The organism is Mycolicibacterium komossense, from assembly GCF_025822605.1.
GTDB classification, from domain to species: Bacteria; Actinomycetota; Actinomycetes; order Mycobacteriales; family Mycobacteriaceae; genus Mycobacterium; species Mycobacterium komossense.
In genome coordinates this window covers 161,857-185,344 of record NZ_JACKTY010000018.1, presented here as the reverse complement: position 1 = coordinate 185,344, position 23,488 = coordinate 161,857, and the positions used below count along the sequence as shown (strand labels likewise).

Below are 23,488 nucleotides of genomic sequence, written 5' to 3'. Positions count from 1 at the left end.
CCGATGTTGCGATTGGCGATCAGTGCTGATCGAGTTGCGGTGTGGAGTCACTGATCTCGGGTGATTCCACCGGTGGAGGCGGTGTGGCGGCGTTCTCGTCGGCGATCTTGCGGCCGCGAAGCAGGTAGTAGCCGTAGGTCAGCACCATCCACGCGGCGAAGAACTTCCAGGTGGTCGAGCTGAGCCCGGTCAGGACATAGCCGCACACGACGACGGTGAGGATGGGGGTCAGTGGGTAGAGCGGAACCCGGAAGCTGGGCTTGATCGAGCTGGCCCGCCGCGCCACGATCAGCGAGATCGCCACCACGATGAACGCGACCATGGTCCCGATGCTGGTGAGGTCGGCCAGCGCGTCCAGCGGAATGAACGCCGCTGCCGGCCCCACGACCGCCGCCACGGCCAGGGTGTTGAACACGGGAACGTGCGACTGCCCACCGACGGTGGCGAATCGCTTGGACACGATCGAGTCTCGCCCCATCGAGAACAAGATGCGCGTCTGGCCGTACAGCGTCACCAGCGTGACCGAGAAGATGGAGATGACGGCCCCGGCCGCCAGCACCATGCCTGGCCACCGCTGGTGCATGATGTTGTCCAGAATCACCGACAGCCCGGCTTCCTGGCCGTCGAACTCCGTCCAGTACTGGGCTCCCACAGCCGCCACAGCGACGAGCATGTAGATCGTCAAGACGATGCCCAGGGCTATCATGATGGCCCTGGGTAGGTTCTTGCGCGGATCGCGAACTTCCTCGCCGGCCGTCGAAATCGCATCTATACCAACGAATGTGAAAAATATTGTCGCAGTACCCGCGCCGATGCCCGCCACCCCCATGGGGGCGAAGTCCTTGAAGTTGTCGGCGTTGAACGCGGTGAAGGCGATCACGACGAAGAACGCCAGCACGGTGAGTTTGACGAGCACCATGATCGTGTTCACCAGCATGGATTCACGTACCCCGCGCAGCAGCAGGACGGTACACATCAGCACCAACACCAGCGACGGCAAGTTGATCACACCGAAATGCCCAGCGGCGTCGGATGATCCGGGGGCGTGCAACGCCCAGTAGGGGATCTCCCAGCCCGTCAGATCGGAGTACAGCTGGTTCACGTAGCCGCTCCACCCCACCGCCGACGCGGCGGTCGCGACGCCGTACTCCAGCATCAGGCAGGCGGCTACACCTACCGCGGCGTATTGGCCGATCACCGCATACGCATAGGAGTAGGCCGAACCCGCAGCGGGAATCGATGACGCGAGCTCGGCGTAGCACAGGGCGGCCAGCCCTGCCGCCAAGCTGGCGATGAGGAACGAAATCACGACGGCTGGACCAGCTTTCGGCACCGCGGTCGACAGTGAGAAGAAGATGCCGGTACCGATCGTGCAACCGACGCCGATCATGGCCAGCTGAAAGGGTCCGAGGCTACGGGTCAACGGACGCTCGTCGGCACTTGCGGTGCGGACCTGCTTGCGGGCCAGTTGGGACCAGATCCCCGCTGAGGCGGGAGGGGCGGGCATTGTCATGTACTCACTCCGATGTGTCGCGTCGAGTGGGAAGCACTCGCCAGTCCTCCGAAGTATGTCGGGGATCACACTTCCCGCCGTACCGCCAAAGTGTTGGTTTTGTGGTCGCCGGCCATCCACAATCTGGCCACTGGCGGGGTCAGTTCACGTAGTGACGTGGCACCCGCGGATGGATTCCGCAAAGAATTTCGTCGGCTATGGTGCCGGCCAGCGCCGCCAACTCGTCGACGGTGACCACCTGTGCTCCCTGCGCGCCGATCAGCGTGACGTCGTCGCCGACGTCGACGGGCTGGTCGCCGCAGTCGATCAACATCTGGTCCATGGCAATCGTTCCCATGATGGGGAACCGGCGACCGTGGACGAGCACGTCGGCCCGGTTCGACAGGCGCCGGGGGTAGCCGTCGGCGAATCCGACGGGCACCGTGGCCACTGTGGTGGGCGCGGTGGTCCGCGCGGTGAAACCGTAGGAGACCCCCTGCCCGGCGGCTAGACGCTTGACGTGGCTCACCGACGTGCGCCACGCCAAGGCGGGTTCGATCTCGTGGGCGCGTGGCAGGTCGTGATCAGGCAGATATCCGTAGATGCCGATCCCCGCGCGCACCATGTCAAGATGAGCCTCCGGGTAAGCCAGAATCGCCGCGGTGTTGGCCGCGTGCAGCCACGGATCGCAGCGACCCGAGCTTCGGATCGTTTCAGCCGCCACCAGCATTCGGTTCAGCTGGGTTTCGGTCGCAGGATTGCCGAGCTGCTCGGCAACGGCGAAGTGGGTCCACACTCCGCGCACGTCGAGTCCGGCGGCGACGGCCCGGTCGGCCAACGCGGCGGCCTGCTCCGGCGGGGCGCCCACTCGGTTGAGTCCGGTATTCAGCTTGATGTGCACGCGCGGAGTCGTTCCGGTCCGTCGTCCGGCGTCGGCGACCCTGTCGATCGCCGCGAAACTGTAGACGGTCAGATCTAGTCCCGCTCGCAACGCGCGCTCCTCGTCACCGCGCGGGGCCTCGGTGGTCACCAGGATCGGGGCTGTCAGTGATGCCGACCGTAAGCCGATTCCTTCCTCGACGAAGGACACGCCCAACCACTGGGCTCCCGCGTCCAACACCGTGCGGGCGATCTCGAAAGCGCCGTGCCCATAAGCGTTTCCCTTCACCATTACCAGCAGCGCACTGCGGTGAGGCGTCAGGACGGCGGTGTTGTGGCGGACCGCCGCCAAATCCACGTCCACCCATGTTCGAGGGCTTGCCCCCGAGGTGTCCGGCTGATACGTCGCGCTGCTGCTAGCACCGACGGGGCGATCGACCACGTCAGTCCTCCGATCCCGTGGAGTGAGACTGATTGCAAGTCGGCTGTCCCCTGGAACGGCCGTGCCCCAAGCATCGGACCGGCCGATCGCCCGGTCGATACACAATGCGGTACAACAACGGCGTGACGACACCAACAACATGAAACTTCGGACCCGTTCCGATGCGCGTGCCACTGGTCGGCCACCGATGCCAGACTCGTAGGGTGTCCACACCCATCAACGGTCATGTCTCGCACTGGTTCACCGAAATCCCCGAGCCGCGCGACCCGCTGCCCGGCGACCGGGACGCCGACGTCTGCATCGTCGGGGCCGGCTACACCGGTCTGTGGACGGCGTTCTACCTCAAGAGGGCCGACCCCTCGCTGCGGATCACGGTGCTCGAGGCGCGGTTCGCGGGCTTCGGCGCCTCCGGTCGCAACGGCGGCTGGCTGTCCGGACTGGCTCCGGGGCACCGCACTCTCCTGGCCAAGAAGCACGGCCGCCCCGCTGTGGTGCGCTGGCAGCGCGCGCTCAACGGCGCCGTCGACGAGGTGATCGACGTGGCGGCCCGCGAAGGTATCGAGGCCGGGATCGTCAAGGGCGGAAGTCTTCGTATCGCCCGCAACGAACCACAGGCGCAGCGGTTGCGGGCCGAGGTCGACGAGAGCCACGAGTGGGGTGTTCCCGAGGTTCGGCTACTACCGAATAGCGAAGTAAACCAACGCATTCGGATCGATGATCTACACCTGGCCGCCTTCAGCCCGCACTGCGGGCGGATCCAGCCCGCGCAGCTGGTGCGTGGGCTCGCCGACGTCGTCGAACGCCTCGGCGTCACGATCTACGAGCAGACGCCGGTGACGCAGATCAGTGCCGGTCGCGCAGTCACCGCCCGCGGTACCGTTCGCGCGCCGACCGTACTGCGGGCCACCGAAGGATTCACCACCACCCTGCCCGGTCTGAAACGGCGCTGGCTGCCGATGAACAGCGCGATGATCGCGACCGAGCCGCTGCCCGCCGACGTGTGGGAGTCGATCGGCTGGGAGGGGCGCGAAACACTGGGCGATACTGCCCACGGCTTCTTCTACGCGCAGCGCACCGCCGATGACCGCATCGCGATCGGTGGCCGCGCGGTGCCCTACCGCTATGCGTCCGGGATCGACCGCGACGGCGCTGTCGGGCAGTACACCATCACCTCCCTCCGGGAGGTGCTGAACACGCTGCTCCCGCAGACCCGCGGGATCGGGATCGCACACGGCTGGTGTGGGGTGCTTGCGGTGCCGCGGGATTGGTCGGCCGGGGTGGAGTTGGACCGCGCGACGGGACTCGGGTGGGCCGGTGGCTACGTCGGGCACGGCGTCACTGCGACCAACCTGGCGGGGCAGACGCTCGCGGACCTGGTACTCCGGCGCGACACTGCGCTGGTCAGGATGCCCTGGGTGGGACACCGGTCGAAAACCTGGGAGCCGGAACCGCTGCGCTGGTTGGGGGTTCGTGGGATGTACCAGGCCTACCGGGCTGCGGACCGGCACGAGTCAGGCGCTCGGGCGAAGACATCGCCGATCGCGGTGGTCGCCGATGCCATCGCCCGGCGGCCTTAACGTTCGGCGTGCTCCTTGAGCCGGGCCAGAGTGGCGGCGATGTTCTTGGCATTCTCCGCATCCCGGTCGGGCACGCCGGTGGCCGCCCCTGCGATTTTGCGGAACCAACCCGGCCGGCGGTCCCAGGTCGCCTCGGTGACCAGGCACCCGTCGTCTGCCGCGGTGATGTCGTAACGCCAGTGCGCTACCGGGATCAGGCCGCTGCGCACGTCGAAGGCGAACACCTGGCCGGGAACCGACTCGGTGATGGTGCAGGTGGTCGTCCACTTCCTGGTCTTGTTGCGGTTATCGCCCTTGAACATCGCGCCCTTGCGGGCCGTATCGCCTCGATACCACGTCATCGCGACGGTCTCTTCGGCGAGCTTGGCCAGCGTCGGTAGATCGGTGATGAGCGCATACACGGCGTCGGCGTCGGCGCGGATGCGCACATCTGCCTGAGCCGACGGTGTTCCTGGCTGAGTCATGCGGGAATCGTATCGGCCGGGATGTGTTGGACTTGGGGACTCCGTGAAACCATTTCGTACCTGCAGGAGGTCCCCATGACCGAGCGGTCCGTACGCCAGCCCACCGCCGAGCACCCGATCACCGTCACCGCGACCACTGGTCGGGTGGTAGTCCGCGTCAACGGCGAGACCGTGGCCGACACCCGCAACGCGCTGACGCTGCAGGAGTCGACTTATCAGGCGGTGCAATATATTCCGTTGAGCGATGTGGAGCGCAAGCTGCTCACCCGCACCGATACCACTACGTACTGCCCCTACAAAGGGGACGCCGGCTACTACAGCGTGACGACTACCGCGGGCACCGTGGACGACGCGATCTGGACCTACGAGGAGCCCTATCCGGCGGTCGGGGCGATCGCCGGACACGTCGCGTTCTACCCCGACAAGGCTGAGATCACCGTCAGCGTGGAGTAGCCGTCTCGGCGCCGAACGCGGCGATGTTGAGCTGGGTGTCGCCGTACTCCCGCAGCGAGGTGATCAGTCCGTCGTCGGTCTCGAAGATGAACACCATCGGACAGTCGTAGCGAATCCCTGTGCTGGTGACACCCTCGGCCTGGGCCTCGACCATCACGCTCTGCCCGTCGTTGAGGCAGCCGAGCAGGTCGTAGCTCAGTTCCACGATCGCCTTTCGCCATTCGCAGAGCTGGCGCAGATCGTCCTTTCCGCTGGACCTGCGGGTGGTGTTGTTCCAATAGCTGAAGTCGTCGCTGAGTAACGCGAGCCCCTCGTCGAGGTCGCCGTCCTCGCACAGGCTCTGCAGGAACATCCATGCGAGCTCGGCCTGTGGGTCGTCGAACGGGGTCGTCATGTGGCCATCCTTGACCGCGGCGAGGTGGGGCGCAATCGTGTAGTACGCGCGGAGACTAACCTGAGCCCGGTAGCACTCACTTCAGGCGAGACGAACCCCGTCGAGCGGACGGTCACCTTTCCGGGCCCGGCCAGTCCCGGCGTCACCTTGTCGCCACTGCGTCGCGGCCCGGGTGATCCGACTTTCCAGCTCACCGCCGACCGCGCCATCTGGCGGACCAGTCTGCTGTCCTCCGGCGCCGTGACCGCGCGGATCCTGCGTGACGGCCCGACCGTGGTCCGGGCGCAGGCCTGGGGTGACGGGGCCGACGAGTTCATCGACGCATTACCTGCGTTCCTCGGTGCTGACGACGACCACTCCGATTTCGCGCCGACGGATCCGACGGTCGTCGCCGCGCTGACTGCGGTGCCGCATCTGCGGTTGGGTCGTACCGGCCAGGTGCTGGAAGCGCTGGTCCCTGCGGTGATCGAGCAGCGGGTGCCGGGCGCCGATGCGTTTCGGGCGTGGCGGCTGCTGGTGACGCGGTTCGGCACCCCCGCGCCCGGCCCGGCCCCCGAACGCATGCGGGTGATCCCCTCGGCGGAGGTGTGGCGCCGGATCCCGTCGTGGGAATTCCATCGGGCGAATGTCGATCCTGGCCGGGCCCGCACGATCGTTGCGGTCGCGCAGCGGGCGGCGTCGTTGGAGCGGCTGGCCACGCGAGTTCCGGCGGAGGCGCGGCAAGCACTGATGTCTCTGCCCGGGGTGGGGATCTGGACGGCGGCCGAGGTGGCGCAGCGCGCGTTCGGCGACGCCGATGCCTTGTCGGTCGGCGACTACCACGTCTCCAAGATGATCGGCTGGACGCTGCTCGGCCGTCCCATCGACGACGACGCCATGGTGGAGCTTCTCGAACCGATGCGCCCGCATCGGCATCGGGTGGTGCGCCTGCTCTACGCGAGCGGGCTGGCCCGTGAGCCGCGCCGCGGTCCGCGGCTACCGGTACAGAACATTCGCCCGCTCTAGCCGGTTATGCGTACTGATGTTCGGGTACCCGGTGCCCTGAGCATGAACGTCCCCCAAGGACGAGACCCCTACGCAGGCAAAGGAGCCACTGTGCCTAGTTTCACCATCCCCGGCATGACGGAAAAGCAGGGCCGGCAGGTCGCGGATCTGTTGCAAAAGCAACTCAGCACGTACAACGACCTGCATCTGACGCTCAAGCACGTGCACTGGAATGTGGTCGGCCCCAACTTCATTGGCGTCCACGAGATGATCGACCCACAGGTCGAGCTGGTCCGGGGTTATGCCGACGAGGCGGCCGAGCGGATCGCCGCCCTTGGTGTGTCACCGCTGGGTACACCCGGTGCGATCCTCAAGGACCGGACGTGGGACGACTACTCCGTCGGCCGCGACACGGTGCAGGCCCACCTGGGCGCGCTGGACCTGGTGTACAGCGGTGTCATCGAGGACACCAGGAAGGCCATCGAGAAACTCGACGATCTCGACCTGGTGTCGCAGGATCTGCTGATCGGTCACTCGGGCGAGCTGGAGAAGTTCCAGTGGTTCGTCCGCGCGCACCTGGAGAGCGCGGCAGGTGAACTGTCCAACTCTGGAACGTCCACCGAGAAGTCTGCCGCCAGCAAGGCGAAGGCCTCCGGTAGCGGTCACGCCAAGTAAATCTGCTCTGGTTCAGACCCGTGCCGACGTGGTGCGGGTCTGAACTCGTCTCCGGGAACTTCTCGGGGACCTGATGTGCCGCTCTTTTGAAGCGCGGGTGATCGCGTCGCGCAGCAGCTGAGCGCCCAGGTTCTGGCCTTGGTACTTGACGTCGATTGTCAACCGCGACAGCAGTATCGCCGGAACGGGGTCCGGCATGTTGCGGCGCACTCCTACTGTGTGCCGATGGGCGTACAGGTCAACGCGGCATCGTCGTAGCGTGAGCGCCTATCGCTTTTAAGGCTTGCGCCACGGTGATTCATGGGCAATTGGGTCGACCAATTAGTCCTGTCACATCTTGCTCGAATATGGTCCCCAGCTACTCAAACGTCTTGGCGAAGGCCGAGCCGAACGCGTCAGCACTGGGTCCGATCCTCCTAATTGCAACACCACTTCGCTTGATGGACTTTAGGAGGTCGAGGGCAGTTGCGTTCCGGTCGCCAGCTCGGCGTACTGCTGCATCAGGCGCAGGGCGGTCGCGCGGTCCAACTGCGGGTCACGCGCGACGATCCGGTAGCCGAAGTAGTCCTCCATCGACATCAGCGACATCGCGATATCGCGTGCGGCGAACGCGAGGTCGAACACCCCAGCCTCGGCCCCGGCGGTCAGCAGATCGGCGTAGAGGTCCACCTGGCGGTGGTAGATGCCCTGGACGTCGCGACGCTGATCCAGTTCGAAACCGGCGGCCAGGACCGCCCGCCAGATGGCGCGCCACTCCGCGTCCTCTGGTCCCGTGGGCAGACCGGCGGCGATGGTTTGCGCCAGCTGGGTGCGTAGGTCGTCGGTGTGATCGCCGAGTTCGAGACGGGCGTCGTAGAACCGGACGTCGGATCGTAATGCCAACTCCGACAACAACTCCTGCATATCTTTGAAGTAGTAGCGCACCGCGTTGGTGGTGAGGCCCAGCTCGGCGGCAACATCGGCGAGCTTCAGCGTGGCGAGGTCGTGACGCTCGATCAGCGCGATGGCGGCATCGAGGACCTCGGTGCGTCGCTGCACCTGCCGGTTGGGCCGTGCCATGTATCTCCCGTCGTAAAAACTCCGTCGATGTGATTCTGCCTTTCCTATTGCGCGGTCGACGAGCGGGGCGCATAGTTCTTTTCCAATTAGGAAAATAACCCCTGAACGAGAAGAAACCAATGCGTGCCAGAGATCTCGGCGTGGTCATCGGGGAGCATCCCACCGGACCGCACAACGCCATCACCGACGTGCCCGGCGTGCGCGTCGGACACACCACCTGCAATGACGACGGTCCACCGGCCGTGCGCACCGGAGTCACCGTGGTGCTCCCTCACGACGACATCTGGACCGAACCGGTGTTCGCCGGATCCCACCGGCTCAACGGCAGCGGTGAGCTCACCGGCCTGGAGTGGATACGCGAATCCGGTGAGCTCACCACCGCGATCGGGCTCACCAATACCCACAGTGTCGGCGTGGTGCGTGACGCGCTGGTGGCCGAGCAGGTCCGGGTGCGCGGTGACGGCGTGTACTGGTCGCTTCCGGTGGTGGGGGAGACCTACGACGGGCTCCTCAACGACATCAACGGCTTTCACGTCCGCCGCGAGCACGTGCAGTCCGCCTTGGTGTCCGCGGCCGGTGGCGCCGTGGCCGAGGGCAACGTCGGCGGCGGCACCGGCATGATCTGCCACGGTTTCAAAGGTGGTATCGGCACCGCGTCGCGGACTTCGGCGGCCTACACCGTCGGGGTGTTGGTGCAGGCCAATCATGGCCGGCGCGAACGACTTCGGATCAACGGAGCGCCCGTCGGCGAATTGATCGGGCCGGCCGAGGTGCCGCTGCCCGACTATCCGGCGCGCTTCGAACCCGGTTCGGGCTCGATCATCGTCATCGTCGCCACCGACGCGCCTCTCCTGCCCCATCAGTGCGACCGGCTGGCGCAGCGCGCTTCGCTGGCCGTCGGGCGGCTCGGCGGCACAGGCGAGCAGTACAGCGGCGACCTGATGCTGGCGTTCTCGACCGGCAACCGTGGGATCCCGCCGTATGCGTGGGACGAGGACGTGAACGTGGCCCAGCCCGAGATCCCGCTGCGGATGGTGGCACCGCAGTTGATGACCCGATTGTTCGACCTGACGATCGAGGCCACCGAGGAGGCGATCGTCAACGCGCTGGTCGCCGCAACCACCATGACCGGCCATCGCGGTTACACCGCGCACGCACTTGACCACGAGTTGTTGCGTTCTGCTCTGACCGCTTTCGCCCCTCACCCTCAGGAGACACGATGACCACCGCACCCGCCACCAAGACCGAAGGGCGGCGCCTCACCGGGCGCCTCGGCCCCATCGGCATCGTCTTCATGGTCGTCGCCGCTGCCGCGCCGCTGACGGTGATCGGCGGGAACATGCCGCTGGCGATGGGCCTGGGCAACGGTGCCGGCGCCCCCGTCGGTTTCGCGATCGCCTCGCTGGTGCTGCTGGTGTTCAGCGTCGGGTTCGTGACGATGACGCCGCACGTCCCTGAGGCGGGCGCCTTCTTCTCCTACGTGACGCTCGGGCTCGGCGAGCGGGTGGGCAAGGGCATCGCGGTGGTGGCGCTGATCGCCTATACGGCCATCCAGGTGGGCATCTACGGATACATCGGCTGGGCGATCAGCGATACCGTGGAGTTCTATAGCGGGCCCGCAATCCCTTGGCCCGTTTACTCTTTCGTCGTTCTGGCAATCGTCGCGGTGTTGGGCTACCGGCATATCAACCTCAGTGCCAAGGTGCTCGGTGTCGCGCTGGCGCTCGAGATCGGCATCGTGGTGCTGCTCGATGTGGTGATGGTCGCCAAGCCAGGGCCGGCCGGTATCACGTTCGCCTCCTTCGATCCCGGCGTCTTTACCCAGGGCACCATCGGTATCGCGATACTGTTCGCGCTCACCGGCTTCATCGGCTTCGAGGCCACGGCGGTATTCCGCGACGAGGCTCGCGACCCCGAGCGGACCATCCCGCGCGCAACATACGCCGCGGTGATCCTGATCGGCGCCTTCTACACGCTGACGGTGTGGGCGTTCGTGGTCGCGATCGGGCCCGATCATGTGACGGCCGTCGCGGAGCAGACGTTGGCCGGCAACGGCAACATGCTGTTGGACACCACCGATGCGACGCTGGGTCGGGTCGGACGCGACGTGGTGAACGTGCTGCTACTGACCAGCCTGTTCGCCTGCGTGTTGTCGTTCCACAACGTGATCGCCCGGTACCAGTTCGTGCTGTCGCGCAAGGGCCTGCTGCCGGCCAGGCTGGGCAGGGTGCACGACAGTCATGAATCGCCGGCGTTCTCGTCGGTGGTGCAGACCATCACAGCGGCCATCATCGTCGGTGTCCTGGCCGTGTTGGGGATCGATCCACTGGTCGGGGTCTTCGGGTCGATGGCTGGTGTCGCGACCGTGGGCATGGTGCTGCTGATGCTCACCACGTCCATCGCGGTCCTGGTGTTCTTCCTGCGCCGTCGCGAACTGGCGGCCGGGCGTTCGTGGCAGACGCGAATCGCTCCCGCTGTCGCGGTGGCGGGCCTGCTCGCCAGCATGTGGCTGGTGCTGTCGAACTTCACCCTGGTCACCGGCGGCAGCTTCACGCTGAGCGCGATTCTGGCGGCAATTCCGTTCGCCGGGTTGGTGGTTGGCGCCCTGGTGTGGCGACCGTCGCGGTCGGCGGCTTCGAGGAAGCTGGACGGACCGGACGGATTGGACGGATTGGACGGATAGGTGTCGGGTTCAGACCCGTGCCGGAGGGTGCGGGTCTGAATCGGTGCCCGGGTCCGCATCCAGTGCGTCATCGCGTACCGGCCGGTCGGCCAGTTCCTCGGTGCGCCCGAAGAGATACGGGTAGGCGATACCGGCGATGGCAGCGCCGATCAGAGGAGCCAGCCAGAAAACCCAGAGCTGCGCGGGGGCGTCCGCCCCGTTGAAGAACGCGACACCGGTGGATCGCGCCGGGTTGACCGACGTGTTCGAGATCGGGATCGAGATCAGGTGGATCAGCGTCAGCGTCAAGCCGATGGCCAGCCCGGCGAAGCCTTTGGGTGCCCGGTCGTCGGTGGAACCGAGAATGACCAGCAGGAAAATTCCGGTCAGCACGACTTCGGTGACGATGACCGCCACCAATGAGTAACCACCGGGGGAGTGCGCACCATATCCGTTGGCCGCCATATTGCCGGTGGCCTGGAAACCGTCTTTACCCTTGGCGATCACATAGATGATCGCGCCGCCGACAAGGCCGCCGATCACCTGAACGGCCCAATAACCGGGGACGGCTTTCCATTCCACCCGTTTGGCGAGTGCGGCGCCCAGGGTGACCGCCGGATTGAAATGGCCACCGGAAATCGTGCCGAACGCATAGACACCGGTCAGCACCGTCAAGCCGAAGGCCAGTGCGACCCCGAGAAAACCGATACCGACGGAGATGTCGTCGGAGAGGAACTTCGCGGCGAATACTGCGCTCCCGCAGCCGCCGAGAACCAGCCAGAATGTACCGATGAATTCAGCCGCAAGTCTGTGCAGCATTGTTGGAGGAGTCATCCGCCACCGCCTTCTTCGTCGAATTCAATGACGGTTTGAGAGTGACATGTAATTGCGAATTCCGTATGCGAAGTGTCCCAATTGTGGCCGGATAGAGATTAATGCCAGGGCTGGGCCGACCCGCCTGTGTCGTCAGTGCAGACTGATCAGTCTAGGCTGATGGAATGCCTGCGGAGTCTGACCTGGAAGTGGATATCGGGCAGCTGGCCGGTGCGCTGTTCGTCAGCGTCGGGCTGGTTCGCCGACGTCTGCGCCAACAGCAGGTGGCTGGTGATCTGAGCTTTCCCGAGACCGCCGCGCTGGCCCGTCTGGACCGTGACGGACCGGCCACGTCGGCCGAACTGGCCCGTCAGGAGCAGATCAGCCCCCAGTCCATGGGTGCGACGCTCGGCGCGCTGCAGGACCGCGGGCTGATCGCCAGAAGCGCCGACCCCGACGACGGTCGCCGCGTCGTGCTCACCATGACCGAAGGCGGCCGGACGGCGCTGCAGAATCGTCGCCGGGCCCGAGTCGAACAGCTGGCGCAGGGGCTGGTCGGATTCACCGCCGAGGAACTGGCAGCGTTGCAGACAGCGGCGCCGCTGATCGAGCGTCTGGCGCAGCAGCTGTGACATCACTGAACCAACGTGTGGCCACCGAAAGCGAACGACCGGACCGCTATCGCTGGATAGCGCTGTCCAATACGACGGCGGCCGTGTTCATGTCCGCTCTGGACGGTTCTATCGTCATCATCTCGTTGCCCGCGATTTTCCGCGGAATCCACCTGGACCCATTGGATCCGGCCAATATCGGCTATCTGCTGTGGATGATCATGGGTTACCGGCTGGTGCAGGCGGTGCTGGTGGTCACCCTCGGCCGGTTCGGGGATATGTTCGGCCGGGTCCGGGTCTACAACGCCGGATTCGCCGTCTTCACCGTCGCATCCATCCTGCTGTCCTTCGATCCGTTCATGGGCGCCGCGGGCGCGATCTGGCTGATCGGCTGGCGCGTCCTGCAGGCCACCGGCGGTTCCATGCTCACGGCCAACTCGGCTGCGATCCTGACCGACGCGTTCCCGGCCGAGAAACGCGGCTTTGCTCTGGGTTTCAACCAGGTGGCCGCCCTGGCGGGGCAGTTCATCGGTCTGATCGCGGGCGGGTTGCTGGCCGTGTGGGACTGGCGAGCGGTGTTCTGGGTCAATGTGCCGGTCGGAATCTTCGGCACGATCTGGGCCTACCGCAAGCTGCGCGACGACGGTGTACGACAGCGGGGCCGGATCGACTGGTGGGGCAACGCGACCTTCGCGCTGGGGCTCAGCGGAATTCTGGTGGCCATCACGATGGGTCTGCAGCCGCACGACGGCCAGACCACCGGTTGGCACAATCCGGCCGTGATCGGGCTGCTGATCACCGGCGTGCTCCTTCTGGTGGTGTTCGTCGTGATCGAGTCCGCAGTGGCTGAGCCGATGATCCAGCTCAGCCTGTTCAAGATCCGGGCGTTCAGCGCGGGTAACGCCGCCACGCTGTGCGCCTCGCTGGCCCAGGGCGGGCTGCAATTCGTCTTGATCATCTGGCTGCAGGGAATCTGGCTGCCGCTGCATGGCTATGACTATGCCGACACCCCGCTGTGGGCGGGCATTTTCCTGCTGCCGCTGACCGCGGGCTTTCTGGTGGCCGGCCCGCTGGCCGGCGCACTGTCGGACCGGTTCGGTGCCCGTGGTCTGTCCACGGCAGGGATGCTGCTGTTCGGCGCCACCTTCATCGGCCTGCTGGCGCTGCCGGTCGATTTCCCGTACTGGGCCTTCGCCGCGCTGATCGCCCTCAACGGCATCGGCAGCGGCATGTTCGCCGCGCCCAACACCTCGTCGATCATGGGCAGCGTGCCCACCGATCAGCGTGGCGTCGCTTCCGGGATGCGGGCCACCTTCCTGAACTCCGGCACCGCGCTATCCATCGGCGTGTTCTTCTCGCTGATGATCGTGGGTCTGGCCAGCAGTCTGCCCAGTGCGTTGACGCAAGGCCTTACCCAACAGGGTGTTCCGGATGCCACCGCGCATCAGGTGGCCAGCTTGCCGCCGGTGTCGACGATGTTCGCCGCGGTGCTCGGCGAGAACCCGTTGGAGCATCTACTCGCGCCCAGCGGTGTATTGCAGACGCTGCCTGCGGCCAACCGGGACACCATTATCGGGCACGAGTTCTTCCCGGATCTGATCTCCGCGCCGTTCCATCACGGGCTGACGGTGGTGTTCATTGCCTCGGCACTGCTGGCGCTGCTCGCCGCGGCGGCCTCGCTCTCGCGGGGCCGGGCCACTCGGCCGTCCGCACCCGATCTGCTTGTGCGGCCGCGTGATTGAGCTACTTAGCCGGTGGATCGATGCCGAACAGGGAAATCGGTAGAGGGCGTTTCAGGCGTCCAGGTCCTTCTGTACCAGCCCGGCGATCTCGTTCATCGCCGCTTCGTCGTCGGAGGCCACCGTCACCTGGGCGCCGTTGGCCGCGCCCAGTGTCATGATCATGAGGGCCGAGCCGGCGTCCACGGGTTCTCCGCCGTCGACAGAAAGCAGCACGGGGACACCTGCTTTCACGGCGGCCTCGGAAATGATGGCGGCGGGCCTGGCGTGCAGTCCGATGGCCGATCCGACGATCACGGTCTTGGTATGCATATCTTTACTCCTTGTAGTTGGTTGTCGAGATTGGTTTGCGTAGTGCGTCAGACGGCGGCGAGCTCCAGGGCTTCCTGCTCTTCCTTGCGGCCGACGAACTGTTTGGCGGCGACCACACATACCGCCGCAACGAGCGTGCCGGCGACCAGGCTGATCAGGAACCCGAGCTTGTTGTCGATGGCGAACAGGACGAAGATGCCGCCGTGCGGCGCCCGGCAGGTGACGCCGAGTGCCATGCTCAGCGCACCGGTCACCGCGCCGCCGGCCATCATCGACGGGATCACCCGAAGCGGATCAGCTGCGGCGAACGGAATGGCGCCCTCGGAGATGAACGATGCGCCGAGAAGCCAGGCGGCCCGGCCATTTTCCCGCTCGGGCTCGGTGAACAGCCCGGGGCGAACCGCGGAAGCCAGCGCCATCGCCAGCGGCGGCACCATCCCTGCGGCCATCACCGCGGCCATGATCCCGAAGGATGCCGTGGTGGCCGCCGCCAGCCCGGCGGTGGCGAAGGCGTACGCCGCCTTGTTCACCGGGCCACCGAGGTCGAAGCACATCATCAGGCCGAGGATGATGCCGAGTACGACGGCCGACGTGCCGGACAGACCGTTGAGCCAACCGGTCAGGCTGGTGTTGATCCAGGCCAGGGGACGGCCGAGCAGCAGGAACATCAGCAGGCCCATCACCAATGACGCGACGAGCGGGATGATGACCACCGGCATCAGGCCACGCAGCCACCGCGGCACGTCGATCTTGCTGATCCACAGCGCGGTGAAACCGGCCATCACACCGGCTACGATGCCGCCGATGAACCCGCCGCCGACGAACACCGCAACCGCACCCGCGGTGAAACCCGGTGCGATACCCGGTCGGTCGGCGATCGCGAAGGAGATGTAGCCCGCCAGTGCCGGGACCAGGAAGCTGAATGCCAAGCCGCCCAAGGTGAAAAGTACCGCGCCGATATACTGCGTGAGCCCGCCACTGGGCAGGTTGGTCAGCGAGTTGCCAAGCGCGATGATGTTGCCGAGCGATTTAGTCTGTCCATCAGGCGGATTGGCGATGTCGTAGCCGGCGAACAGGAAGCCTAACGCGATCAGCAGACCACCTGCCGCGACGAACGGGATCATGTAGCTGACACCGGTCAGCAGGATCTGCCGCGTCCTGGTACCCCAGCCGACGTCCCCGCCGCCCGAACCCGCACCGGCGGCTGCGGCGCCGGCGGCACCCTCGACGCGGGCGGCACCGGGGTTGTCAGACGCCGCGACCGCCTCGGCGATCATCTTGTCGGGTTCATTGATCGCACGTTTGACCCCGGAGGCGATGACCGGTTTCCCGGCGAAGCGGCCGCGGTCCTTCACCCCGACGTCGGTGGCGAAGATGACGGCATCGGCGGCGGCGATCGTGGCCGCGCTCATCGGGGTGCTACCCGATGAGCCCTGGGTTTCCACGGTGAAGTCGACACCCGCCCGCTCCGCGGCCAGCTTCAGTGAGTCGGCCGCCATGTAGGTGTGAGCGATTCCCGTCGGGCAGGCGGTGATCGCCACAATCGATTTCGGCTTCGCGGCCTGCGCCGCGGGTGCCGCGGCGGCGGGTGCCGCAGCGTCGGGTGTCGCGGCGGGCGCGGGGTTGACCACCCCGTCGACCAGGCCGACCACCTCGTCTGCGGAGCCGGCGTCCCGCAGCGCCTGGACGAAGTCGGGGCGGACCAGTGCGCGGGCGAGGCTGGACAGCAGCTTCATGTGTTCCGCACCGCCGGAGTCCGGGGCGGCGATCAGGAAGACCAGATCGGCTGGACCGTCGGGGGCGCCGAAGTCAACCTTCGGCGAGAGCCGGGCGAACCCGATGCTCGCGACATCCACGTAGGGAGATCGGCAGTGCGGGATGGCGATTCCGCCGGGCAGACCGGTCGCCGACTGCGCTTCGCGGGCCATCGCGGCGCCACGAAGACCGTCGCGGTCGGTACAGCGGCCTGCGTCGGCGAGCGCCTGGGCGAGGCGCCCGATCACCGCTTCCTTGTCGGCGCCGGCGTCCACGTCGAGGAGCACGAGGTCACGGGTGGTGACGGGCTGGTCGGGGTTGGTCATAGCTGACACCTTCGTCGCGATTGTTCGAGTGGATGGGGCGGTTTGGGAAATCTGAAAGCTCAGAGCAGGTTCGGGGCGATCGAGACGACGCGCACCGCATCGAGATCGATCTGGCCGGGCGAGGGCAGTGCGGATCCCGGCAGGCCGGCGGCCGCGCTGCCGTAGGCGACGGCCATCTGCAGGCAGCGGGGCGCCTCGGCCCCACCGACATCGGCGCGCAGATACCCTGCCAGCGACGCGTCACCCGCGCCGACGGTGCTTCTGGGAGTGATCGGCGGCGGGGTGGCCAGCCACGCACCCGTCGCATTGACCAGCACGGCCCCGGCCGCGCCCAGTGTGGTCAGTACCGTCGGGACACCGCGACCGACGAGGTCGAGGGCGGCGGTGATCACCGGCTCTGGATCACCCTGCGCCACAGCACTTTCGAGGCTCTCGGCGGAGACGCCCACCAGGCTGGCGAGCTCCTCGGCGTTCGGCTTGAGCAGGTCGGGTGCGGCGTGATCCAGTGACGAGGCCAACGCGGCCAGCGGGGCGTCGGAGGTGTCGACCGCGACCTGGCACCCATAGGTGGACAGCATCGCGACGAGGTCGGCGTACCAGCGTTGCGGGACCTCCGGTGGCAGCGAACCGGACAACGCCACCCACGATGCCGTCTCGGCTGCGTCGAGGATCGAATGGGTGAGGACGTCGAGCGTGGCCCGGTCGAGTGGCGCCCCCGGCTCGTTGAGTTTCGTTGTGGTCCCGTCGCTTTCGGTGATCGCCAGGTTAGTGCGCACCGCATCGGTGATCGGCACGCACCGGAACGGGATACCGGCGCTGTGCAGTGCCGCGACCATGGGGTCGCTGGCGGCGGCCGGAAGCAGGGCAAGCGAGTCCAGGCCGGCCAGGGTCAGTGCGCGGGTGACGTTGACGCCCTTTCCGCCGGGTTCGGACGAGACCGACTGCACCCGGTGCACAGCGCCGCGCGTCAGCCGGGTGCCCAGTGTGACGGTGCGGTCGATGCTGGGATTCGGTGTAACGGTGACGATCATGGTGTTGCTCATGCCTCTACGACCTCCACGCCGCGCTCGGTGAGTTCGGCGCGGTGATCGGCGCTGAGCTCGCTGTCGGTGACCAGTGCGTCCACCCGGTCGATCGGGGCGAAGCTGACGAACTCCTCGCGGCCCACTTTCGACGAGTCCGCGACCACGACGACGTAGTGCGCGCTGCGGACCATGGCCCGCTTGACTGCGGCTTCTTCCCCGTCGGGGGTGGACAGTCCGTGCTCGACGGTGATGCCGTTGGCCCCGATGAAGGCGATGTCGACCCGCAGTGTGTCCAGGACCCGCAGCGCCTGTTCGCCGACCGAGGCCTGGGTCAGGCCACGGACACGCCCGCCGAGCAGTTGCAGGTTCACCGTCGACATTCCCGATATCCGCGCCGCGATCGGCACCGAGTTGGTGACCACGGTCAGCTCGCGGTCGGTCGGCAGCAGAGCGGCGACCCTGGCGGTGGTGGTGCCGGCATCGAAGAGCACACTGCCGCCGCTGATCGGAAAGAACTCCGCCGCGGCGCGGGCGATGGCGTCCTTGTAGTCGGTGCGGGTGGACTCGCGCTCGGTGACATCGGATTCGACGATATGTAGGGCGCGTACCGGCACGGCGCCGCCGTGGACCCGGCGCAGCACGCCCGCGCGGTCGAGGACGGCAAGGTCGCGCCGCACGGTTTCGGTGGTGACGGCGTAGGTTTCCGCGAGTTCGGTCACGGAAGCGCGTCCGCGGGACATCACCAGGGCGGCGATCGCTTGCTGACGCTCTTCGGGGTACAAGGCACTCCGTATGGGTGGGATCGGCAGGTGTGGGATCGGTATGTCTGGGATCGACGGATGTGGGATCGGTGCTGATTTGATGTTGATATATGTTGTTTTACGCCTGTTTGTGTTGACCTGTCAACGATTTGTTGTAATCTAGTTCACATGACTTCGTCACCAGCGGTTCAGTCACTCGCGGCCCTGTCGATCGGTGCGGGCACTGTCCTCAGCGGCGTTCCCGTGGTCGCCGGTGTGCAGTACGCGCCGGTCATCCGGCCAGGTCGAGTACCTGCCCCCGACGAGCTCTCCGCCGAGCCCGACATCGCGGAGGCCGACCGGGCTGCGGAGGCGAGCCGGTTCACCGCTGCTGCCGCGGCCGTCGCGCAGCGGCTGCGGGACCGGGCAGGCCACGCCACCGGCGTCGCGTCCGAGGTGCTGGCGGCCACCGCCATGCTCGCGCAGGATCGCGCGTGGCTCGGTGCCGCGGAGAAGGGGATTGCCCAGGGGGCTCCCGCGGTTCGCGCGACCACGGCGGCCGCCGCGCAGTTCGTCGATCTCTTCACCCAGATGGGTGGGCTGATGGCCGAGCGGGTGACCGACCTGTTGGACATCCGCGACCGAGTCGTCGCCGAGCTGAATGGTCTGCCCGAACCGGGCGTCCCGGTGCCCGACGTGCCCTCGATCCTCTGTGCCGAGGATCTCGCCCCCGCTGACACTGCGGGGTTGGATCCCACTCTGATCCTCGGGCTGGCCACCACGCTCGGCGGGCCCACCAGTCACACCGCGATCATCGCGCGCCAACTCGGCATCCCGTGTGTGGTGGCCATTGCCGGGCTGAGCGAGGTGCCGGTCGGCGCGATGGTGCTCGTCGACGGCACCCGCGGCACTGTCACGGTGTCACCGGACCCGGCCGAAGCCACCGCCGCAGTCGAGGAGGCGGCGCGCGTGACCGCCGCGATGGCGAACTGGACCGGTCCCGGTGCCACGGCAGACGGGCACAAGGTCGCGATCCTGGCCAACGTCCAAGATGGTGCTGCCGCCCGTGCCGCGACCGAAACCCCAGCCGAGGGCGTGGGTCTGTTCCGCACCGAGCTGTGCTTCCTCAGCCGCGACACCGAGCCGTCCGTCGACGAGCAGGCCGATATCTATAGCGAAGTGCTGCAAGCTTTTTCGGGCCGAAAGGTAGTCATCCGCACGCTGGATGCCGGTTCGGACAAGCCGCTGAAGTTCGTCGGCCACCCGGATGAGGCCAACCCTGCCCTCGGTGTCCGTGGAATCCGCATCACCATCGGCAACCCAGGACTGATGGAGCGTCAGCTGGCGGCCATCGCCAAGGCGGCCGAGCGGACCGGGAACTCGCCGTGGGTGATGGCGCCGATGGTCGCCACGGCGGAGGAGGCGAAGATCTTCGCCGCCCAGGTGCGCGCCCACGGGCTCACGCCGGGGGTGATGATCGAGGTGCCGGCTGCGGCGCTGCTGGCCGATCGCATTCTCGAGCACGTCGACTTCCTCTCGATCGGCACCAACGACCTCGCGCAGTACACGATGGCCGCCGATCGAATGTCTGCCGACCTGGCTGCGCTGACGGACCCGTGGCAGCCCGGGGTGCTCGCACTGGTGGCCATGGCTGCTCGGGCCGGTGCCGCAGTGGGCAAGCCGGTGGGGGTCTGTGGTGAAGCGGCCGCGGATCCGTTGCTGGCCTGCGTGCTGACCGGTCTCGGGGTCACCTCGCTGTCCGCGGCCGCGGCCGCGGTCAACGCGGTCGGCACCAAGTTGGCGTCGGTCACCCTGACGCAGTGCCGCGATGCCGCCGATGCCGTGCTCGCCACGGCGAGCGCCGCCGAGGCCAGGACCGCAGCATTGAAGGCGCTGGAATAATCGGACCGCAGTCCGGTTACAGTGGGTGACTCTGATTACCAAGGAGGTATCCGATGCCTGCCGTAACCGCTGACACCTTGACCCTGACGCGCGTATCGCCGCCCACCGCCGTCGACACCGAACGACCCGTACGGTCGCTGACGACCGGTCCACGCGGCTACGAAGGCGAGGGTTTTCCGGTCGTGCGCGCCTTCGCCGGTGTTGCCGCCAAGGATCTCGACCCGTTCGTCCACATGGACCAGATGGGCGAGATCGAATACCAGCCTGGTGAACCGCGGGGCACCGACTGGCACCCGCACCGCGGCTTCGAGACGGTGACCTACATGATCGACGGTCGTTTCGAACACCAGGATTCGCATGGTGGCGGCGGTCTGATCACCGACGGCGCAACCCAGTGGATGACGGCCGGTTCGGGCATCCTGCACATCGAGACACCGCCCGCCGAACTGGTCGAGAGCGGCGGAACGTTTCATGGCATCCAGCTCTGGGTGAACCTGCCGAAGAAAGACAAGTTCGCCGACCCCGCCTATCAGGCCATCGAAGGTGGCCAGGTGACGCTGCTGTCCTCCGGCGACGGTGGTGCGCTGGTGCGGTCATCGCCGGTGAGATCGAGACCGAGGCCGGACCTGGGCGCGGTCCCGGCCGGGTGCATACGCCGATCACGTTGGCACACGCGACAATCCAACCCGGCGCTCGGCTGAACCTGCCATGGAACCGGGACTTCAACGCCCTGGTGTTTGTGCTGTCCGGCCGGGGCAGCGTAGGGCCGGTCGCGCACCCGATCCACCAGGGGCAGCTCGCTGTGCTCGGGCCTGGTGACCGGATCACCGTTTCCGCGCAGGCGTCGCAGGATTCGCACCGTCCGGCGATGGAGGTGCTGCTGCTGGGTGGCACGCCCATCCGGGAACCGGTCTTCCAGTACGGGCCGTTCGTGATGAACTCCAAATCGGATATCGCCACCGCCATCGACGATTTCAACGCCGGCCGGTTCGGGACGATCCCACCGGGCGCATTACGCCCTGCTCCCGTCAGCCGGCCACCGGTTCCGTGACAGGCTTGGCCGCATAGAGCAGTTCGAGTTCGCCGATGTGTGCGGCGACCGTGACCAACGGCAGAGCATAGGCAATCGGGTGCTCCTCGCGGTGCGCCTCGGCCCGCAGCGCGATCACGAAATCGGCACTGATCGGCTTGCCCTCGAGGGTTTCGATGCGACCGGACATCCGCTCGCACACCAGATCTGCGTGCTCGTCGATTACCGCCCGGGTCTGCAGGTAGGACCGGGCCGGCGGCGGATTGTCGACGTCGGCGATCAGATCGGCCGCCCCACGCAACCGGATGGCCCTGTTCGCTCTGCGCAGCACCGGCCCGCGGGTGTCGCTGGCGCGGCCGCTTTCGGAAAGGTACTGGCGCAGTGCGTCATCGACAGTGCGGGATGACCGCAGTGCGTCATGGCTGAGCTCGGTGACCGCCGCGGCGACGCCGAAGGAGGCACCGTGGGTGATCCGCGAGACCGCGGTGCGCAGATAGCGGGTGCCGATATCGAAGGCGGCGTCGATCGCGGCCGTGACTGCGTTACCGGAACCCCGCGGCCACAACAGCAGCGAGACCACCAGGCTCACCGCGCCCCCGACGATGATGTCCTCGATGCGGATCAATCCCACCCGCCACCCGCTCGGGGCGATGAGGTTGAACACGATCAGCACCATCATGGTGAACCCCGCCTGCCCGGCCGCGAAGGAGGCGACTTCGGGTACGTAGGCGGCGATGAACGCGACGATCGGCAGCACTGTCCAGAGCACGACGGGGTCGACACCCATGAACTCGATGAGCAGGGCGCCCAGGACGAAGCCGGCCACTGTGCCGGCGACCGCGCGCAGCACTTTGGTTCCGGTGGACAGTGCGCTGCTGCGCAACACCGACATCGCGGCGAGCACCACCCAAAAGCCGTGCTGCACGGGAAACACATGTGTGGTCGCCACCGCCAAGGCCAGTCCGAGACCGGTGCGCAGGCTGTTGCGGACCACCACCGCGCGGGTCGCCAGGTAACCCGAGGGAATATTGGCGACGGCCTGGGTCTCCGACAGCACCCGGTCCGCAGCGCCGGTCTCGGGCAGATCGCGACCGAGCACCCGCATCAGCACGGGCCGGGCGTCGGCCGCTGCGGCGAGCGCGATCACCCGGCCGGTGACGCCGACCGTCGCACCGAAGGTCCGCCGGGTCAGTAGCCGCCTGCCGACCTCGACGGCCGCGTCGTCATCGGATTCGGCCAGCACCTCGGCGATGTCCTCGCGGTAGCGGCCCTGAGCCACCGCGCGCAGTTCGGCCAGGGCGTCATCCAATTCCGTACGGCTGGGCGCCCGATCGGCGACGCGGGAGATGCGCAGCAACCGGGCCGAGGCGCGCAGCACGCGTACCGCCGGTGGCCCCATCACGCCCAGGTTCTCGGCGGTGTCGTCACGCACCCGGTCGCAGAGCCACTCCAGGTCGTCGACCACTCGCACCAGTGCACGACTCCCGGCGGTCAAACCGACCGGGCGGAAGTCGCTGCCCAGGAAGTTGATCCGCAGCTGGTCCATGGCGGTGACCACGTCGGCATCGGAAGCGTGCCCCTCGAGCCGGTGAGCCAAGGCTCCACAGACGCGGGCGGCGTGCTTGCGCAGATCGTCGTGGTGGCGTGGTGGGAACACGAACAGCGCAGCCGGTACGCAGACCACCAGCGCGATCAGCCAGCCAAGCAGGCGATCGTCGATCGGGCCCGGGGGTGTGCAGGCCGGCAGCACGAAGGTCAGCAGGGTGGCTCGTTGTGACGCCGCAATCGTGGCGCTCAGGACGCCCGAGAAGGTGACCGCCACCCCGACGGCGAACATGGTCGCCACCGCGATCCAGGGCAGCGGTGACACCAGCGAGCCGAGCGTGATGAGAGCCGCGCCGATCAGGCCCAGGCCGGCGTAGCCTGTCGCGCGGCCGGCCCGGTTGCCGGGGAAATCGGCGACGATGAGCAACGCGATCGACCCGAAGATCGTGAACAGCGGAGTCTGGCCGCCACCGATGGCGAAGCCGATACCCGCCGAGATCGGGATGACGATGCCGGCGCGCGCTGCCCGGCGCAGCGCATCACGTTCTGGATCGCGGGTGTCGATTTGGTCGAGCAGGTGACGCATCACGGTCGCCGGCATACCCATTG

At 67.0% G+C, this 23,488-nt stretch carries 20 protein-coding genes and 2 pseudogenes; 10 read left to right on the top strand and 12 right to left on the bottom strand.

Annotated elements, in window-relative coordinates:
• Positions 1-19: 19 nt before the first annotated feature.
• Both H7J73_RS07120 and alr read right to left on the bottom strand, forming a co-directional pair.
• Positions 20-1,507, bottom strand: a complete 1,488-nt coding sequence (locus tag H7J73_RS07120; RefSeq protein ID WP_435405443.1) for an APC family permease — start codon at positions 1,505-1,507, stop codon at positions 20-22.
• Between the two features lie 145 nt (positions 1,508-1,652).
• On the bottom strand, positions 1,653-2,729 hold the full coding sequence (gene alr / locus H7J73_RS07115; protein ID WP_264066598.1) for an alanine racemase: 1,077 nt from the start codon (positions 2,727-2,729) through the stop codon (positions 1,653-1,655).
• Between the two features lie 245 nt (positions 2,730-2,974).
• On the opposite strand from alr, the gene H7J73_RS07110 reads away from it, so the two are divergent.
• The gene (locus H7J73_RS07110) at positions 2,975-4,390 is read left to right on the top strand and encodes an NAD(P)/FAD-dependent oxidoreductase (RefSeq protein WP_264066597.1); all 1,416 of its coding nucleotides are present in this window, start codon (positions 2,975-2,977) and stop codon (positions 4,388-4,390) included.
• On the opposite strand, the gene H7J73_RS07105 is transcribed toward H7J73_RS07110, so the two are convergent.
• Positions 4,387-4,854, bottom strand: coding sequence for an SRPBCC family protein (locus H7J73_RS07105; RefSeq protein ID WP_264066595.1), 468 nt, complete (start codon positions 4,852-4,854; stop codon positions 4,387-4,389). The genes H7J73_RS07110 and H7J73_RS07105 overlap by 4 nt on opposite strands.
• A 75-nt stretch (positions 4,855-4,929) precedes the next feature.
• On the opposite strand from H7J73_RS07105, the gene H7J73_RS07100 reads away from it, so the two are divergent.
• Positions 4,930-5,307: a DUF427 domain-containing protein gene (locus H7J73_RS07100; protein WP_264066592.1), complete on the top strand. Its 378-nt coding sequence runs from the start codon at positions 4,930-4,932 to the stop codon at positions 5,305-5,307.
• On the opposite strand, the gene H7J73_RS07095 is transcribed toward H7J73_RS07100, so the two are convergent.
• Positions 5,294-5,701 (bottom strand): nuclear transport factor 2 family protein, encoded by a 408-nt coding sequence (locus tag H7J73_RS07095; protein WP_264066590.1) that lies wholly within the window; start codon positions 5,699-5,701, stop codon positions 5,294-5,296. The two genes, H7J73_RS07100 and H7J73_RS07095, sit on opposite strands and share 14 nt — an antisense overlap.
• A gap of 60 nt (positions 5,702-5,761) precedes the next feature.
• Here H7J73_RS07095 and H7J73_RS07090 point away from each other — a divergent pair, with 60 nt between their 5' ends.
• The gene (locus H7J73_RS07090) at positions 5,762-6,706 is read left to right on the top strand and encodes a DNA-3-methyladenine glycosylase family protein (RefSeq protein ID WP_435405442.1); all 945 of its coding nucleotides are present in this window, start codon (positions 5,762-5,764) and stop codon (positions 6,704-6,706) included.
• Positions 6,707-6,796: 90 nt separating this feature from the next.
• Positions 6,797-7,360, top strand: a complete 564-nt coding sequence (locus H7J73_RS07085; protein WP_264066588.1) for a Dps family protein — start codon at positions 6,797-6,799, stop codon at positions 7,358-7,360.
• A gap of 93 nt (positions 7,361-7,453) precedes the next feature.
• Here H7J73_RS07085 and H7J73_RS07080 read toward each other — a convergent pair.
• Together H7J73_RS07080 and H7J73_RS07075 are read right to left on the bottom strand one after the other, a co-directional pair.
• Positions 7,454-7,591, bottom strand: a pseudogene (locus H7J73_RS07080) (GNAT family N-acetyltransferase); the annotation flags it as partial.
• Positions 7,592-7,807: 216 nt separating this feature from the next.
• The gene (locus tag H7J73_RS07075; RefSeq protein ID WP_264066587.1) at positions 7,808-8,419 is read right to left on the bottom strand and encodes a TetR/AcrR family transcriptional regulator; all 612 of its coding nucleotides are present in this window, start codon (positions 8,417-8,419) and stop codon (positions 7,808-7,810) included.
• A 119-nt stretch (positions 8,420-8,538) separates the two neighbouring features.
• Between H7J73_RS07075 and H7J73_RS07070 the strand changes: the two genes are divergently transcribed.
• Both H7J73_RS07070 and H7J73_RS07065 read left to right on the top strand, forming a co-directional pair.
• Positions 8,539-9,642: a DmpA family aminopeptidase gene (locus H7J73_RS07070; RefSeq protein ID WP_264066585.1), complete on the top strand. Its 1,104-nt coding sequence runs from the start codon at positions 8,539-8,541 to the stop codon at positions 9,640-9,642.
• The gene (locus H7J73_RS07065) at positions 9,639-11,102 is read left to right on the top strand and encodes an APC family permease (RefSeq protein ID WP_264066584.1); all 1,464 of its coding nucleotides are present in this window, start codon (positions 9,639-9,641) and stop codon (positions 11,100-11,102) included. The genes H7J73_RS07070 and H7J73_RS07065 overlap by 4 nt, the downstream gene beginning before the upstream one ends.
• 9 nt (positions 11,103-11,111) lie before the next feature.
• On the opposite strand, the gene aqpZ is transcribed toward H7J73_RS07065, so the two are convergent.
• Entirely contained in the window at positions 11,112-11,915 is an 804-nt protein-coding gene (gene aqpZ / locus H7J73_RS07060) for an aquaporin Z (RefSeq protein WP_264066583.1), read from the bottom strand.
• 164 nt (positions 11,916-12,079) lie between these two features.
• Here aqpZ and H7J73_RS07055 point away from each other — a divergent pair, with 164 nt between their 5' ends.
• Positions 12,080-12,526 carry a MarR family winged helix-turn-helix transcriptional regulator gene (locus tag H7J73_RS07055; RefSeq protein WP_264066582.1) on the top strand — a complete coding sequence of 149 codons (447 nt, stop codon included), beginning with the start codon at positions 12,080-12,082 and terminating at the stop codon, positions 12,524-12,526.
• Positions 12,523-14,247, top strand: coding sequence for an MFS transporter (locus H7J73_RS07050; RefSeq protein WP_264066580.1), 1,725 nt, complete (start codon positions 12,523-12,525; stop codon positions 14,245-14,247). The genes H7J73_RS07055 and H7J73_RS07050 overlap by 4 nt, the downstream gene beginning before the upstream one ends.
• A gap of 51 nt (positions 14,248-14,298) precedes the next feature.
• Here H7J73_RS07050 and H7J73_RS07045 read toward each other — a convergent pair whose 3' ends face one another.
• Genes H7J73_RS07045 through H7J73_RS07030 form a run of 4 tightly spaced genes read right to left on the bottom strand, consistent with a single transcriptional unit; the run spans position 14,299 to position 18,444 of the window.
• Positions 14,299-14,556, bottom strand: coding sequence for an HPr family phosphocarrier protein (locus tag H7J73_RS07045; protein ID WP_264066578.1), 258 nt, complete (start codon positions 14,554-14,556; stop codon positions 14,299-14,301).
• A 47-nt stretch (positions 14,557-14,603) separates the two neighbouring features.
• Complete coding sequence (locus H7J73_RS07040) at positions 14,604-16,637, bottom strand: PTS fructose transporter subunit IIABC (protein WP_264066576.1); 2,034 nt, start codon at positions 16,635-16,637, stop codon at positions 14,604-14,606.
• 59 nt (positions 16,638-16,696) lie between these two features.
• Complete coding sequence (locus H7J73_RS07035; protein ID WP_264066680.1) at positions 16,697-17,668, bottom strand: 1-phosphofructokinase family hexose kinase; 972 nt, start codon at positions 17,666-17,668, stop codon at positions 16,697-16,699.
• 8 nt (positions 17,669-17,676) lie between these two features.
• Complete coding sequence (locus tag H7J73_RS07030) at positions 17,677-18,444, bottom strand: DeoR/GlpR family DNA-binding transcription regulator (protein ID WP_264066574.1); 768 nt, start codon at positions 18,442-18,444, stop codon at positions 17,677-17,679.
• Between the two features lie 147 nt (positions 18,445-18,591).
• On the opposite strand from H7J73_RS07030, the gene ptsP reads away from it, so the two are divergent.
• Together ptsP and H7J73_RS07020 are read left to right on the top strand one after the other, a co-directional pair.
• Positions 18,592-20,304: a phosphoenolpyruvate--protein phosphotransferase gene (ptsP, locus tag H7J73_RS07025; protein WP_264066573.1), complete on the top strand. Its 1,713-nt coding sequence runs from the start codon at positions 18,592-18,594 to the stop codon at positions 20,302-20,304.
• A 53-nt stretch (positions 20,305-20,357) separates the two neighbouring features.
• Positions 20,358-21,355: pseudogene (locus H7J73_RS07020) on the top strand (pirin family protein).
• Here H7J73_RS07020 and H7J73_RS07015 read toward each other — a convergent pair.
• The gene (locus H7J73_RS07015; protein WP_264066572.1) at positions 21,333-23,486 is read right to left on the bottom strand and encodes an FUSC family protein; all 2,154 of its coding nucleotides are present in this window, start codon (positions 23,484-23,486) and stop codon (positions 21,333-21,335) included. The pseudogene H7J73_RS07020 and the gene H7J73_RS07015 sit on opposite strands and share 23 nt — an antisense overlap.
• Between the last annotated feature and the right edge of the window lie 2 nt (positions 23,487-23,488).